This is a genomic window from Gluconobacter sp. OJA (assembly GCF_039638325.1).
Lineage (GTDB): Bacteria > Pseudomonadota > Alphaproteobacteria > Acetobacterales > Acetobacteraceae > Gluconobacter > Gluconobacter cerinus.
Genome location: NZ_JBDIWI010000004.1, coordinates 133,049 through 148,723, shown reverse-complemented (window position 1 = coordinate 148,723; position 15,675 = coordinate 133,049). Strand labels below are relative to the sequence as shown.

At 57.6% G+C, this 15,675-nt stretch carries 9 protein-coding genes; 5 read left to right on the top strand and 4 right to left on the bottom strand.

What is annotated here, in order from left to right; all coding sequences use genetic code 11:
- The first annotated feature begins 32 nt into the window (after positions 1-32).
- From ABDK75_RS15870 to ABDK75_RS15850, 5 genes are all read left to right on the top strand, one after another.
- Positions 33-2,735 (top strand): DNA methyltransferase, encoded by a 2,703-nt coding sequence (locus ABDK75_RS15870; protein ID WP_346006374.1) that lies wholly within the window; start codon positions 33-35, stop codon positions 2,733-2,735.
- Between the two features lie 3 nt (positions 2,736-2,738).
- Positions 2,739-4,832, top strand: coding sequence for a DEAD/DEAH box helicase (locus tag ABDK75_RS15865; RefSeq protein ID WP_346006373.1), 2,094 nt, complete (start codon positions 2,739-2,741; stop codon positions 4,830-4,832).
- Entirely contained in the window at positions 4,832-6,037 is a 1,206-nt protein-coding gene (locus ABDK75_RS15860) for a GIY-YIG nuclease family protein (protein WP_346006372.1), read from the top strand. Before ABDK75_RS15865 ends, ABDK75_RS15860 begins: the two co-directional genes overlap by 1 nt.
- 285 nt (positions 6,038-6,322) lie before the next feature.
- Positions 6,323-7,234 carry a tyrosine-type recombinase/integrase gene (locus ABDK75_RS15855; protein ID WP_346004483.1) on the top strand — a complete coding sequence of 304 codons (912 nt, stop codon included), beginning with the start codon at positions 6,323-6,325 and terminating at the stop codon, positions 7,232-7,234.
- A 25-nt stretch (positions 7,235-7,259) separates the two neighbouring features.
- Positions 7,260-8,444, top strand: a complete 1,185-nt coding sequence (locus ABDK75_RS15850) for an IS91 family transposase (RefSeq protein WP_346004482.1) — start codon at positions 7,260-7,262, stop codon at positions 8,442-8,444.
- Positions 8,445-8,800: 356 nt separating this feature from the next.
- Here the strand turns inward: ABDK75_RS15850 and ABDK75_RS15845 are convergent, their stop codons facing one another.
- From ABDK75_RS15845 to ABDK75_RS15830, 4 genes are read right to left on the bottom strand one after another with little or no spacing between them, the layout of a single operon-like run.
- Positions 8,801-10,111 (bottom strand): MFS transporter, encoded by a 1,311-nt coding sequence (locus ABDK75_RS15845; RefSeq protein WP_336763670.1) that lies wholly within the window; start codon positions 10,109-10,111, stop codon positions 8,801-8,803.
- Between the two features lie 40 nt (positions 10,112-10,151).
- Positions 10,152-13,226 carry a CusA/CzcA family heavy metal efflux RND transporter gene (locus tag ABDK75_RS15840; protein WP_336763668.1) on the bottom strand — a complete coding sequence of 1,025 codons (3,075 nt, stop codon included), beginning with the start codon at positions 13,224-13,226 and terminating at the stop codon, positions 10,152-10,154.
- Positions 13,227-13,231: 5 nt separating this feature from the next.
- Positions 13,232-14,401 (bottom strand): efflux RND transporter periplasmic adaptor subunit, encoded by a 1,170-nt coding sequence (locus tag ABDK75_RS15835; RefSeq protein WP_336763666.1) that lies wholly within the window; start codon positions 14,399-14,401, stop codon positions 13,232-13,234.
- Positions 14,398-15,672, bottom strand: a complete 1,275-nt coding sequence (locus tag ABDK75_RS15830) for a TolC family protein (RefSeq protein ID WP_346006371.1) — start codon at positions 15,670-15,672, stop codon at positions 14,398-14,400. Before ABDK75_RS15830 ends, ABDK75_RS15835 begins: the two co-directional genes overlap by 4 nt.
- Positions 15,673-15,675 lie beyond the last annotated feature (3 nt).

Genomic DNA, 15,675 nt, shown 5'->3' with positions numbered 1-15,675 from the left:
CTGCTGAACTCTGCTGCACACCAAGGCCCGACATGAACCCGACTGAAATCTACGATGCCCTCTCCAAGATCGCAGAGGTGTCCTTTGATGCAGAAGAATTTCCCTTCTCGTTTGCTGAAGCGACAGATGCCTCACAGGCGGCAATTTCAAAACTTCGTAACGGGTCGACCAATAAATCTGACCTTCCGGGCGGGGTCTTGTTCGGCAAGAGATTTCATTATGCCCCCGCCCCAGCCGGGAAGAGCGACACTACTCTTGAGCAGTTGAGAGCTTCGAAGAAAACCAAATCCTCCAAACCCGCCATTTTGCTCGCAACAGATGGTGAGATGATTGCGGCGGAGCATACCCCCTCGGGCGAAACACTTCATTGCGCCTTCAAAGAGTTGGGGGATCAGTTCGGCTTCTTCCTCCCCGCTGCGGGCAAAGAGCGGTATCGCGCCGTTGAGGAAAACCCGATCGATGTGAAGGCGACTGGGAAACTTGCCAAGCTTTATGACGCGTTAATCAGGGCAAACCCCGACTGGGGAACAGAGGCACGTCGTCATGAGATGAACCAACTCATGATGCGACTGATCTTCTGTATGTTTGCCGAAGACGTCGGCATCTTTCCAGAGCAGCAATTTTCCCGCCTAATTTTCACCTATGCAGGTGATAAAGGTGAGGAAGCCCATAAGGCCATTATTGCTGCCTTCCGGGCGATGAATCTTCCCAAGAATCAGCGAACGGCTCTTCCCGCATGGACCGGAGAGTTAGACTATGTGAATGGCGGTCTGTTCGCTGGCGCCATTGATGCACCAAAATTCGATACTGCTGCCTACCGTTATCTGCGTGAGGCCTGCAGGCTGGATTGGGGTGAGATCAATCCGGATATTTTCGGTTCGATGATCCAGTCCGTTGCGGACCCCAAGCAACGCTCTGAACTGGGAATGCATTACACCTCAGTTCCAAATATCATGAAGGTTATAGGGCCGCTTTTTCTCGATGATCTAGACGTGGAGATCCATAAAGGCTGGGACCGTGCTCGCGCACTTCAGCAAACACTGGGTCGTATGTCGCACATCCGTGTGTTTGACCCCGCCTGCGGATCGGGGAACTTCCTTGTTGTGTCTTATCGAGAACTCCGGGCACGCGAGACGCGTATCATGCAGCGTCTGGAGGAGCTTGATGGTCGCAATGCCATGGGTACAAGCGAGATGTTCTCGCGCATTAAAATTGATCATTTCTACGGAATTGAGATCTCGGATTTCGCAGCCGAGACGGCGAAACTTGCGCTGTTCATCGCTGAATATCAGGCCAATGCGAATTTTAAGACGGTTTTCGGACGTTGTCCTGCGGCCCTGCCCTTGCGGGATGCTGCCCGCATTCACAGAGACAACGCCCTAGAGCTTGATTGGGAAGCTGTATGCGCGCCTCCCAATAAGGACGAAGAAGTTTTTATTGTTGGGAATCCCCCATTTCTGGGAAAAGCGCAGCAGGATTTCAAGCAAAAGGCTAGCATGGACCACGTTTTCTTAGGAAAGGTGAAGTCCTTTCGTGCATTCGACTTTGTTGCGGCGTGGTTTTTTAAGGCGGCTAATTATCTGCGGGGACGCAACATACAGGCAGCGTTGGTTTCAACCAACTCGATTTGCCAAGGTGCATCAGCGGCAAATCTCTGGCCAGAAATCCTCACCGGAGGCGTCGAAATTGGATTTGCGCACCGGTCCTTTAAATGGCGGAATAATGCTGCGGGAAACGCTGCTGTGGTTTGTGTGATTGTTGGACTGCGGAATACATCGAAAGCGGCAAAGCGTATTTTCGAAGGTGATGTTTCACAAACATCTTCAAACATCAACAGCTATTTAATAGATGAACAGAATATATTCATCTCGCCTTCAAATGATAATTTGTTTTCTTTGCCTAAAATGACCTTTGGCTGCATGCCTTATGACGCGGGAAATCTCCTATTACTTCCTGATCAGAAACAGGAAATTATTCATAACTCCCCCCAATCAAAAAAATTTATTCGTAAATTTATGGGTTCTCAAGAAGTGGTGAAGGGTTTCGAAAGATATTGTCTTTGGATATCCAATGAGGATTTACCTGAAGCGCTGCAAATTACGGATATAGCACAGCGCGTTTCTGCAACTAGAGACGCTCGTTTAAACATGAAAGATAAAGGCGGCATTGAACTAGCTGAACGCCCTCATCAGTTCCGTGAACATATCGCTCCCCAAAACCACGCCATCCTCGTCCCCCGCGTTACTTCAGAGCGCCGCCCGTACCTTCCAGTGGAACGAGTGGGAGCTGACGTGATTTCATCGGACCTCAATCAGGTCCTCTACGACGCTCCTGAATGGTGCATCGCGCTCATTGCGTCCCGTCTTCATCTCGTCTGGATCGGCACGGTCTGCGGCAAATTGAAATCCGATTTCCGCTATTCGAACACGCTTGGTTGGAACACTTTCCCAGTCCCGAAATTCACGGACGAGCAGTTGGAAGCCCTCTCGGCTTCAGCGCGCCGCATCCTGAAATGCCGCTACTCCCATTACCCCAAAACGATCGCGGATTTGTACGATCCGGACAAAATGCCTGACGACCTTCGCGCCGTGCACAAGGAAAACGATGACTTGCTGGAGAGCATGTATATCGGTCGTCCCTTCCGCAACGACACGGAACGCCTGGAAACACTCTTCAAGCTCTATGCGGCCAAGATCAAAACGCTAGAAACTGCCAGCAAAAAGAAAAAGGCCTGACCCATGGTTGAGATGCTCAACGTCACCTATGGCACGTCAACAGCCAAGACGAATGCATTAGGCCAACGCCCGATGCAGGCCCGCACCTACGATGCTCGTGCAGCGCAGTTTCTCCTTCTCAAAGCCCCCCCGGCTGCGGGTAAAAGCCGCGCACTCATGTTCGTGGCACTTGATAAACTACTACATCAGGGGCTGGAGAAGGTGATCGTTTGCGTTCCCGAAACGTCAATCGGTGGCTCTTTTCGCTCTACCAACCTGATGAGCTACGGCTTTGAGGCAAATTGGGAGGTTGAGCCGCGCTGGAACCTCTGCCTGACGGGCGACGACGCGAGCAAAGAAAAGGTCAAGGCGTTCCAAGCCTTTCTGCAAAGCGACGCAAAGGTTTTGGTCTGCACCCACGCGACATTCCGCTTCGGCGTTGATGCTGTCATCGAGGCCAGTGGTATCGAAGCGTTTGATCGGTGCTTCATTGCGATAGACGAGTTCCATCACGTCTCGGCATCGGACAACAATCGCCTCGGCGTTATTCTGCGGAACCTGATTACCCGTGACGCATGCCATATCATGGCAATGACGGGCAGCTACTTCCGTGGGGATTCAGATCCGGTTCTCCGGGAGGAAGACGAAGACCGCTTCACCAAAATTACCTACAGCTATTACGAGCAGTTAGAGAGCTACACCTTCCTCAAAGCCCTCGGCATCAATTACGAGTTCTATAAAGGGAACTACATCAACGGCCTTGAAGGGGTTCTGAACCCCAATCAAAAGACGATTATCCATATCCCGCATCGCGGCTCATCTGAGGCATTTGATGACAAATACAACGAGGTGGGTCGGATCCTTGATTTCTTGGGAAAGCATGAAGGTCGAGACCTTGAGACCGGCTTTGATTTGGTCCGCACAGCAGAAGGACGGCTTCTGAAGATTGCTGATCTGGTAGATGATGGTCCCGGCCGCAACAATGTGAAGACTGCTCTATCTCATGAGATTAGAAGAGCGGATGGTAAGCGTGATGATGACGCTGACAGAGCCAAAGTCGATATCATCATCGCCCTTGGCATGGCCAAGGAAGGCTTTGACTGGGTGTGGTGTGAACACGCTCTGACCATCGGCTACCGCTCATCTCTGACTGAGATCGTGCAGATCATCGGTCGTGCGACGCGTGATGCGCCCGGCAAGCCGCGTGCCTTGTTTACAAACCTTGTCGCTGAGCCAGGGGTTGAAACGGGCGTGGTCACTGATGCTGTGAATGATATGCTGAAAGCGATCTCGGGCTCACTGCTGATGGAGCAGGTCCTCGCTCCGAACCTGAAATTCTACCGTCGGGAAGATGGCGATGTTCGTGCACCGATTGGCACGGATGACGAAGGTAATGTCACCATCGGGATTAAAGGCCTCATGGAGCCACCCACAGACCGTGCGCGGGCGATTTGTGAAAAGGACATGAACGATCTGATGGCGACGGCCTATCAGGAAATGGATCGCCGTGTGCTTTCACCGGAGACCGCCCCTGAAGTCGCAACGCAAATGGTTCTGACGGATATCATCGAAAGACGTTACGAGACGTTGGACACAGAAGAGGCTGAATCTGTTCGACAGCATCTGGCTGCGCATATGAACGTCCTGACATTGGCCCGCAAGCAAGTCGAGCAGGATATTACGGGCGCGCAATCCGTGCTTGGTGCTCCACCAACCGAAGGTGCCCCCACGACAGGCGAAGCGAACGATGGTGGTGAGGAGACACCTGACAGTGCTCCGAACACTCTGCTGGCCATGGTGAAGAAATTTATCAATGTTCGGGACATCGATATTGAGTTGATTGATAGCATCAACGTCTTTCAGGAACGCTTCGAAGTCGCGTCTAAGTCCTTGAATGCTGAGATCCTCGCGCATGTGCAATCCGCCATGGTCGCCTTGCGGGTGAATATGAGTGGAGACGAAGCACGGACTTTATGGCCGCGCATTAAAGCATTTCGCGCGACAGAAGGCCGCGAGCCCAATGTGAACTCCGCTAACACACTGGAGAAACGCATGGCCGAAGCGCTTGCCTGGCTGAAAGCCGAAAAAACCAAGCGTCTACGCGAGGCAGCACAATAATGGTGCGCCCCTCTCTGGATGACATCTACAGCGAACACGACGAGTTTGGTCTTCTGGATCTCAAACAACGTGGTACCCGAAGTGGAAACACCACAGATCGTGGCGTCGCGGTGTTGCTGGACGTTACCCGTTTTGTCGAGCAGAACGGCCGCTTGCCGGACCCAGAGGCACTTGCCCATGACGAGATGAAGCTGGCGATGACTTGGGGCGCGGTAAAGACTTCACCGACAGAAAAAATGAGAGCAGCCGATAGCTTAGGTCTTCTCGACGAAAAGCCGGTCGCCCCGCCTCGTTCGTGGAAGGACGAGGTTCCTCAGGCGGCCATCCCGGAAAGTCTCGATGATATCTTTGATGATGACGAACTGGAGGTTGATCCCTCACTCGTCACCTTCCAACACACAACCCCCTCAAGCGAACGGGCGATACCCGATCATCGCGCTGAGTTTGTACCCTGCCGGGATTTTGAGAAATTTCGTGAGCGCTTTGAAGCCGTACAGCGTGCTCTTGAGACGGGAGAGCGAAAAGTAAGAGCGGTGAAGAAATGGGCCATTATTGAGCCCATAGAAGGGGATTTTTTCATCCGGAACGGTTTGCTCGCCATGATTGCTGAGAAGTCTGAGATGACCTCTCGCGGCGGCTCTCGGGATCACCGGTTACGGGTCATCTTCTCTAACGGGACAGAGAGCGATCCCTTAATGTCTTCCTTCCGGAAGTCGCTATCCGAAGACAAGACTGCGCGCACCGTGCAGAAGGTGGGTCTTGGTCCGGTTGATCCAGAATGGGAGAGTGATCAACTCGAACTGTCTGGCACAATCTATGTCGCCCGGTCGCGCTCAGAGGATCCTGCCATTCGAGAGCAGCGGATGATCTTACACAAAATTGGTGTGACCAGTCAGGATGTCGCCCGCCGTGTAGCTGATGCCCGTAACGATCCAACATTTCTACTAGCTCCAGTGGATATCGTCGCCACATACAGCCTCAAGAACCTCTCCCGCCATAAAGTTGAGGATCTTCTGCATCGCTTTTTTATATCCGCACGCCCTGCCGAATTATTCGTCGTGGATCGTCTTGGAAAGAAGATCTCGCCAAAAGAGTGGTTTTATGTGCTGCCAGAACACGTTGGCCAAGCCGTTAAACTGATCGAGGACGGGCAGCTACATCTCTTCCACTACGATGTGGCGACGCAGAAAATCGTACCGAACTGAGGCGTGGAGCGATGACACGAATTCTAACGGTGCTCACCCCACGCGTACGTAAAATGCACTTTCGTGTGCGTTGTATAAATCTTCACATTAAATGCCCCAGTTTCTCATCACGGTATCTGGCCGCCCGCGTGGTGTCTCTCAGGCAGCTCTGGGGGGGTAGAACGAACCCGCTGCGCGGGATTGGTGCGGTGTGCAGGCTATCACCACGGCGTGAGCGATCTGTTTTGTTTGGAACTCTCCTGATTTGGTCAAGCATTCTGGCTTCTTCCCCCCAGAAGGAGCCGGATGATGACAGAGTCCCTGTGCATTGCTGCAATCAGTCCCCTTCGCCAGCGTCTGCTTGATGACATGGCGGTGCGACGGTTCTCCCGGGAGACGCAGCGCAATTACCTTCGTGATGTTGGCCGTTTCGCCACGTTTCTGGGGCGCTCACCCCATACGGCAACAGCCGAGGATGTGCGCCAGTTTCAGATTGCGCAGAACGCGGCTGGCATGCCGACACCGACCATGAACGCCATCGTGTCCGCGCTGCGGTTTTTCTTCACCCAGACGCTCGACCGCCCCGACCTTGCACGCAGGCTGGTCCGGGTGGCGCAGCCCCGCAACCTGCCCGTCGTGCTGAGCCGCGATGAGGTTGCCCGGTTGCTTAACGCGACCATATGCCTCAAGCATCAGGCCGCCCTGTCGGTTGCCTATGGGGCAGGTCTGCGGGTGGCCGAAGTCGCAGTTCTCAAGATCAGTGATATCGACAGCGAGCGTATGCTGCTCAGGGTCGAGCGGGGCAAAGGGGGACGATATCGCAACGCCATGCTTCCGGCAGATCTTCTGCTCCTGCTACGGGAGTGGTGGAAGGCCGGACGCCAGCAGGGCGTGATGCACCCTCAAGGCTGGCTGTTTCCCGGGCAGGATACCATGAAGCCCATCAGCACACGGCAACTCCATCGCGTGGTTGTCGAGGCAGCACGGGCCGCTGCGATCAGCAGACGTGTGGGGCCTCATACTCTGCGGCACAGCTTTGCCACGCACCTGCTTGAGGATGGTGTCGATGTCCGCGTGATCCAGGTTTTGCTGGGTCATTCCCGTCTGGAGACCACGGCTCTTTATACAAAAGTTGCGACACGGACCGTGCGGGCCGTCATCAGTCCGCTCGACAGGCTGGGCATGCTGACGACCACGCAGGCGAGGCCCGACGGTTGATCCCTGGGCCTCGGTGGGCACCGTCATGTCCGCCTCGCTCGAACTTGGCGATATCTTCAGGGCTGCCGGTCCTGCCTGGCGGGTAGCCCATGCCGGCCGTCTCCCCCTGCAGCAGCTCAAGGTCATGTCGGCGGTCGAACACTGTCGCACGGCAGCCCTTGGTGGCCATGTCGCGGCCTGCGGGGACTGTGGACACTGGCGGATCGCCTATAACAGCTGCCGCAACCGTCACTGTCCGCGCTGTCAGGGAAACGCCGCACGGACATGGCTGGCCGAACGGGAGGCCGATCTCCTGCCGGTCGGGTATTTCCATGTCGTCTTCACCCTGCCGGCGCGGATCGCCGACATCGCGCTCCAGAACAAGGCCGTTCTCTACGCCCTGCTGTTCCAGGTTGCCTCGGAGACGATGATGACGATCGCCGCCGACCCCCGGCATCTGGGCGCGCGCATTGGTATTACCGCCGTTCTGCATAGCTGGGGGTCGGCGCTGACCCACCATCCCCATGTACACATGATCGTACCAGGCGGCGGCCTGTCCCCCGATGGCCAGCGCTGGATTTCATCGCGCCCGGCCTTCCTGCTGCCCGTCCGTGTGCTAGGGAAACTGTTCCGCCGCCTGTTCCTGACCCGGCTGCGCGCACTGTTCGATGCCGACCGGCTGGTCTTTCGGGGGCAGCTTGCCTCTTTGGCAGAGCGTCGTGCCTTTGTGCGATATCTGGCCCCTGTGCGCAGCAGACGCTGGGTCGTCTACGCTAAACCCCCTTTTGCCGGGCCCAAAGCGGTGCTGGCCTACCTGTCGCGCTATACCCACCGTGTCGCCATCTCGAACCGCCGTCTCCTGGCGTTCGATGAAAGAGGCGTGACGTTCCGGTATAAGGATTACCGCCGGGATACCGCGCATCAGCAGCAGGTCATGACACTGGCCACGGATGAGTTCATCCGCCGCTTCATGCTGCATGTTCTGCCACGGGGATTTCATCGTATCCGCCATTATGGCCTTCTGGCCAGTTCCAGCCGCAAGGCCAGCCTCGCCCGAGTGCGGGAACTGCTCAAGGTCATACCAGCGTCAGAAATCCCGGAAGCTGAAACGGTCATGCCACTTCCGTGCCCATGCTGTGGTGGTCCGATGATCGTCATCCAGATCCTTCCCCGATGGTGCCAGCCCCGAGGGCCGCCACGGACAACTGATCCGACCGGAGGATCACCATGACAGCCCGCAGAGACCACAGCATGACCCGATGCCTGTCGGAACCGTCTCGTTCCGGCACACCGACAGACCTGCGCAAAATGCGAAAAAACGGCAGAAAATGGGCACCTGGAACCGATGGTCCTGTCATCATCATCCGTAGGATCCGAGGGAAATGCCCTTTATCGCGTCACGAATGTCTTCACGTGACCCCGCTCTAGGGCGCCTCAGGCCCGCACCAGTTGCAAATTCCCCATAACTGAGTCCCGGTGTCGCGGGTTCGTTCTTCCCAGACTTTCGTACGCCTCGCGGCGCCCGAAACCCTTCAGGAAAGCGGAAAGTCTGCTTTGCGGCGAAAGTTTTTATACTGGGTGCTCAATTTACGTTTTACGTGGCCATTTTGCGTGCTGGTCGTCGATTACGTAGGAATGCGCGTGTTGGCCATTTTCCAAATCTTTAAGATGTGGATTATCCTCAGAGGAAGAGACGTGTCCGTGTATCAAGGTGTCAGGATCCTGTCTGGGCCAGACGAGTAAAGCTATAACGACGCCCGCTGCTGTCAGTAAACAAAGCAGGAGTGCAGAGACAGGCAATCCATACGCGGCACCAACACGCCCCGCGAGGGGGTAGGCGATAAGCCAGCAAACATGTGAAAGAGCGAACTGGGCAGCAAATAGCGCAGGTCGATCTTCGGCATGAGCGGAGCGACGAAGCAGTCGCCCGGTCGGCGTTTGAGCACTGGAATAGCCTATTCCCAGTAATACCCAAAGCGGCAAAAGCCAGTTGTAGGTGGGGAGGAAGATGGCGAGGCCTGAGCCGACTACAAGCAAACTTGCGCCGCCGAGCATGACGGTGCGATCGGCTATACGGTCCAGGATGCGCGGCAGACCGAACGCTGCCAGCATCGAGCCGCTCCCGAAGCAGGCAAGTGCCAGAGCTGTAGCACGCTGATTCAACCCAAAGTGTCCCTGGACATACACGACTGTGTTCACCAGAACGATCGAGGCTGCCGCTGCCACAGCAAGATCGATCGCGAGCAGGCCACGCAGGCGCGGCGTCGCAAGATAAAGTTTCATGCCACGTGTCGTACGCTCATAAATGCTGCGCGGTTTTGCTGGCTTCGGGCTGGGCAAGGCGACTGAGACAACAAGAGCTGCAGAACACAAAAATCCGATCGCAGTGCCGACGAACAGAAGGTTGAATGACACCAGCGTCAGAAGTGCTGCCGCCAGAAGCGGGCTGATGACACTCTCCATGTCATAAGCGACACGAGAGAGGGAAAGAGCATCTGTGTACTCATGTTCATCGGGCAGGATATCGGGGATCGTCGCCTGAAAGGTCGGTGTGAAAGCGGCCGATGCTGATTGTAGAATAAAGATCAGAGCATAGATTTCCCAGACCGTGCTCACGAACGGAAGGTAGGCGGCGACAGCACAGCGTATAAGGTCGAGTGATACCAGCATGACCCGTCGCGGCAGGCGTTCGGTGAACGCGGCGGCGACCGGCGCCACGCCAACATAGGCAAGCATTTTGATGGCCAGTGCTGTACCCAGCACGGCGCCAGCGTTCTCACCTGCCACGCGAAATGCGAGAAGACCCAGAGCCACAGTCGCAAGCCCGGTACCGATCAGAGCTATAACCTGAGCCGCGAATAGATGTCGGTAACTACGGTGCCGGAGAATGTTCAGCATGACACTCTTTCCTCCCTTGGATTGCAGTCTGTTGGTCTCATCAAGGCGCACTGCCTGTGGAAGATTTGCGGCCGAAAGCCAGCGCATAGAGTGAGGGGAGAACCAGCAACGTGAGAATGGTGGAGGAGACGAGGCCACCAATCACGACGGTCGCCAATGGTCGTTCCACTTCCGCTCCGGCACTTCCGGAAAAGGCCATCGGGAAAAAGCCTAAACTTGCGACTGATGCAGTGGCGATGACGGGACGTAATCGCACGCGGGCAGCTTCGAAGGCCGCTTTGGCCGCAGTCATGCCCTCACCCCGGTAGATCCGGATCTGCGACATCAATACAACGCCGTTCAGGATCGCAACGCCGAACAGCGCGATAAAGCCGATCCCCGCTGCGATGCTGAACGGCATGCCGCGCAGGACCAGCGCCAGAATGCCGCCTGTTGCTGCAACCGGCAGGTTGACGAAGACCAGCGCGGCGGCACCGACCGATGACAGGGCGGCAACCAAAAGCCCGAAGATCAGCGCAAGCGCGATTGGCAGGACGACCGCAAGCCGCCGGGACGCTGATTCCAGGTTACGGAACTGTCCAGCCCAACTCATGCGGTATCCGGGCGGGAGATGTACCTGTCGTGCTACGACCTTCCGGGCTTCGGCGACGAAACTAGCGACGTCCCGACCGCGTACATTGGCCTGGACGATGATTCGCCGCCGCAGACTGTCACGGTCGATACGTGAAGTTCCATCCAGAACCGAAATGTGCGTGACATCTCCAAGAAGAACCCAGCCTGTGCCGTCGGCACGACGCACCTGTATTCGGCCAATCCGGTCCATTGAGCGAACAGCATCCCGTGCGAAACGCACCTGCGTCGGGACAATGGCTTCGTCCAACGTGACGGTGGTGCCAATTCTCCCCCCTACGGCCTCGACTGTCTGGAGAATGTCGGGAACCGCGACGCCAAGACGCGCCGCAGCGTCCCGGTCAACATCGACATGCATGTAGGGAACAGTGCCTTCGCCAGCTGACGTCACGTCGGCCGCACCCCGCACGCTCTCCAAGGCTGTCACCGTTTCGTCCGCCAGATGTGACAAGGTCGCCAGATCATCGCCGTAGATCGAAATGGCAAGCTGGGTCCGTACGCCTGACAGCAAATCGTCCATGCGCATCTGGATGGGTTGAGTCCATGAATATTCGGCATCAGGCAGACGTTCAGCCAGAGCCGCACTCATCTTATCGACCAGTCCTGCTTCGGTGCGCGCTGTTGTCCACTGCGCGCGTGGCTTGAGAAAAATGAAAGTGTCGGTTTCCCCTGTCCCCATCGGGTCGGTGGGGATCGCCGAGGTGCCGGTATTGCTGACGACCGTAGCCACATCGGGGAAGCTCTTGAGAATACGTTCCTGCTCCGTTACGCCTCGGATGACGGTATCCAAAGATGCACTAGGCAGGCGCAACGAGGTCACCAGCAGCGCCCCTTCATCAAGCTGCGGTACAAATTCTCCACCCAGTCGCATTGCCAGCAAGACCGCGACGGCAAACGTGCCTGCCGTGACTGCGATCAGCAGACGACCGTGATGCTCGCTCCAGGCCAGGGCAGGTTCGTAATGGCGGCGAACGAAGCGTACGAACCGCGTTTCGCGCTCTTCTCCCCCGAACCGGATCATCAGTGCAGCCAGGGTTGGTATGCAGACGATGCAGTAGAGAAGCGATGCCAACAGGGCCATGATGACAGTCTGCGCCATCGGCCGGAACATCTTGCCTTCAATCCCTTCGAGCGTAAGGATCGGCAGGTAGACCAGGATGATAATAAGGATCGAGAAACTGACCGGACGGATGACGCTGGTCAGCGCACTTCCAGCCAGATCCTTGAAGGTGCGCTGGTCGTTTGCCTGGCCACGTGTTGTGAGAAGATGCTCAACTACCACAAGGGAGCTGTCCACGATCATGCCGAAATCGATCGCACCCAGACTGAGCAGATTTGCCGAAACGCCAAACCAGCGCATGCCCGCCATGGCAAAAATCAGGGCTGCAGGAATGACCGAAGCGATGACAAGCGCCGCGCGCCAGTCGCCCAGCACCACGATCAACACGACAATGACGAGTGCGGCCCCGAGCGCCAGGTTTTCCTTGACGGTTCCGATCGTCTCTGACGTTAGCGTCGCACGCGTATAGAACGGGTCCAGCGTTACGCCCGGGGGCAGTGATTGTTGGATACCTGGAAGCGCGGCATTGATCGCCGCCAGCGTTGCATTCGAACTGGCGCCATTCTGCATCAGAACCACGCCGTTGACGATCTCTCCCTCTCCGTCACGCGTGACAGCCCCCAGGCGCGTGCGCGCGCCGATACCCACAGTTCCCATGTCACCGACACGAATGACGTGGCCGTTGTGCCCCATCTTGACTGGAATGGCACTCAAGGTCTCCAGCCCCGCGACGCGGGCGCGAGCAACGATAACCTGTTGCTCGTCATGGTGGGCGATCCACCCGCCGCCCGAGGAGGCGTTGTTGGTATCGATCGCCTGCATGATATCATGGACAGACACACCGAAAGCGACCATCCGAGACGGATCGAGTGTCAGCTCGAAGGTCTCCTCGGCGCCACCATTGACGTTGACATCCACCACACCGTTCACCAGGCGCAGTTGTGGCACCACACTCCAGGTCATCAGGCGGTTGAGGTCGGTCAACGAATAGCCAGCACCTTTGATCTGGATTTGCATGATCTCGCCCATACCAGTGGCGAGCGGTCCCATGGAGATGGCGATCCCCGGAACGGATATGGCCTCCCTCGCTGCGGCAAGGCGCTGGCTGACACGCGTGCGATCGAGATCGATGTCGGTTGAATCAGCAAATTGAAGATAGACAGCGGAAACGCCTGTACGCGAAATGGAGCGAAGATCCACCACTCCAGGTATCCCCGTAAGGCTGGATTCCAGCGGAAAAGTAATCAGCCTCTCCACTTCTTCCGTCGCGAGGCCTGGAGCGGTAACTGAGACCATGACCTGCTGCGGCGAGATATCCGGGACGGGTTCCACCGGAAGGCCGGGGATCGTCATCAGTCCGCCGATCAGTAGCGCCGCGACAAGGCCGAGCAACATGAAGGCATTTTTTTGGATGAATTCCAGCATGGGTCTTAGCCGCCGCTCTGATCGGCAAGGAGTGCTGTGCCCTTGAGAGCGAAGCTGCCCGCGCCAACCACCTGCTCGCCGGCATGCAGGTCGCTTTCTATGACCGCCTGATCGTCCGTCGCCAGAAGGATGCGTATTTCATGAGCTTGGAACGCGCCTTTTCCGTCAGGCACATAGACGATGCTATGTCCGGCAATATCCTGGATGGCTGTGGTTGGCACGATAAGTCCCGATACACCATGCGTCGTCTCGATCTGTGCATCGAGCATCTCTCCAGGGCGCAGGGGGATAGTATGATTTTCCACGACGCTGACCACACGTAATAACCCGGTCGCCGGGTCGGCCATGCCGTCGATCGTACTGATCGTCGTAACCAGCGGCGCAACGTTTGCGTTTCCGGACGGACGGACGGTGACGCGGCCTCCGACGGCTAGCATGGCAGCATCCTGCGGTCGGATCTGTGCCACGATCCACACCGTCGACAGATCCGTCACGACCGCGACTGTCTCGCCTGCTGTAACATCTGCTGCAACCGCCGTGGCAAGGCTCTGCACCACACCGTTAACAGGAGAAATCAGCCGCGAATCCTCGCCATGGCCGATGGTCTCCGTCACGGACGTGAATTCCTCGTGCAGGCGATGTTCGATCGTTCCAATGTCGGCCTGACGAGCCGCGAGGGCAGCTTCGGCCTGCTGCCTTGCTGCAAGACGCCGCTGCACCTCGCCGGTCGACACGGTACTACCGTCCAGGGCACGTCCGCGCTGATAGGCTTTGGTGGCTTCGGTTAAGGCCGCTCGCGCAGAGGCTAGCGCGGCGCGGGCCTGATCCTGCTGGAGGTAGAGTTCGTGAAGGGTATGATCCGTGTAGGTGATCATGACCTGCCCCTGACGGACCTGCTGGCCGGGCGTGATCGACACGTCAGTGACCTTACCGCTTCCAGCAGGCCGAATGGCGACGGATCGCGCCGTGTTGCTGGTCACCGAAGCCATCGCCGGTATACTGGCCTGCAGTGTGCCGGATACGACCTGAATGATGGAGAGTTTTTCGCTGGCCTGCGCGGCCGCGTCCAGATGCACGGAGCGCATCCAGATGGCCGTTTCGGCCCGACCGGGAGCTAGCGTGACGACAGACGTGCCCATCAGCAAGGCTGCGGTCAGAAGATATCTGGTTTTCAAGGAAGCGTTCCTGTCGAAATACCGGTTCGGATGATGGCGCCGTGCCAGGATACTTCCGCCTGATTGAGCGCGAGTAGAGACCGCCACGCGTCGGTTCGGGCGCGCAAGGCTTCGATCAGCGGGGTTTCACCCAAGGTCCAGGAATGCTCGATGGCGTCGGCACGCCGCATCGTCTGCGCGGCGCTCGTACGAGCCTGAAGAAGGGCTTCCCGCGTTCCGGCGAGGCTCGCCATGACCTGGGCGAGTTCGTCATGCACGGCCCTTCGGGCCTGGATTTCAGCGCGCGTTGAGGCTGCCAAACGATCACGCGCGGCCGAGATCTGCGGGGTATGCGTCACATCGCTTGGTAGGGGAATGCGGAAGTTGACCCCGACCTGCGTCGCCCACGGGCTGCCGTACTGTCCCTGATCGATTGCATCAACGCCGATTTCCGGGTTCGGCATGAAACTGGCGCGTGCCAGGCGCATCTGTTCCTGCGCGGCGATGACCTCTCGATGCGCTGATTGCACGCGGGGATCCTGCTCCTCGATCTTGCGCGTGTCACCGAGGGGAACCCGGTCGAGCCATCGCGGATCGGCAGCCATCAGATCTGGCACACCTGGGACACCCAGAAGCGTTTGAAGGCGGGAACGTGCGCTGGCCAACTCGGTGTTCGCCTTCGCGACCTCGCCGCGTGCGTCAGCGAGTTGCGCCGTCACCGCCTGCAATTCCACCGTGCCCACCTCACCATGTCCATGGGCACGTGCTGTCAACTCGGCGATATGCTCGAACGAGCGCACGATCGCATGTCCTGCAATGACCCGACGTTCAGAGAGGATGACGGCACCCGTTTGTTCGAGAACACGAACCGCGACAGCCATCCGCTCGACATCGACGCGCGACAACACCGTCTTGGAATCAGCTTGCGCCACGCGCTCTGTCGCGCTGCCCTGGCCGGGGAGCCAGAGCGGCACGGACACGCCGCCTTGCCAGGTGATGTAGCCGAGATTGGTGCCTGCGGCGCGGTCGTCATAATAACTGCCGGTCAGGACGGGGCCACCCGCGAACCAGGACCGCGCCGCCGCAGCGCGCGCGTCCGCCGACTGGGTATTCGTCACCAGTTCGCGGCGAACCGGATCGTTTTCCCATGCCGCGACCAGCGCAGCATGAAACGGAATGACCGTGTTGTCAGCCGCGAGAGAGACAGGGGGCCGCAGGAGAGCGGCGCCCACGCAGGACAGGACACAAATCCTGCCGCCCCACGATCCAGGATAAAACCGCGAGGAGATCATGCT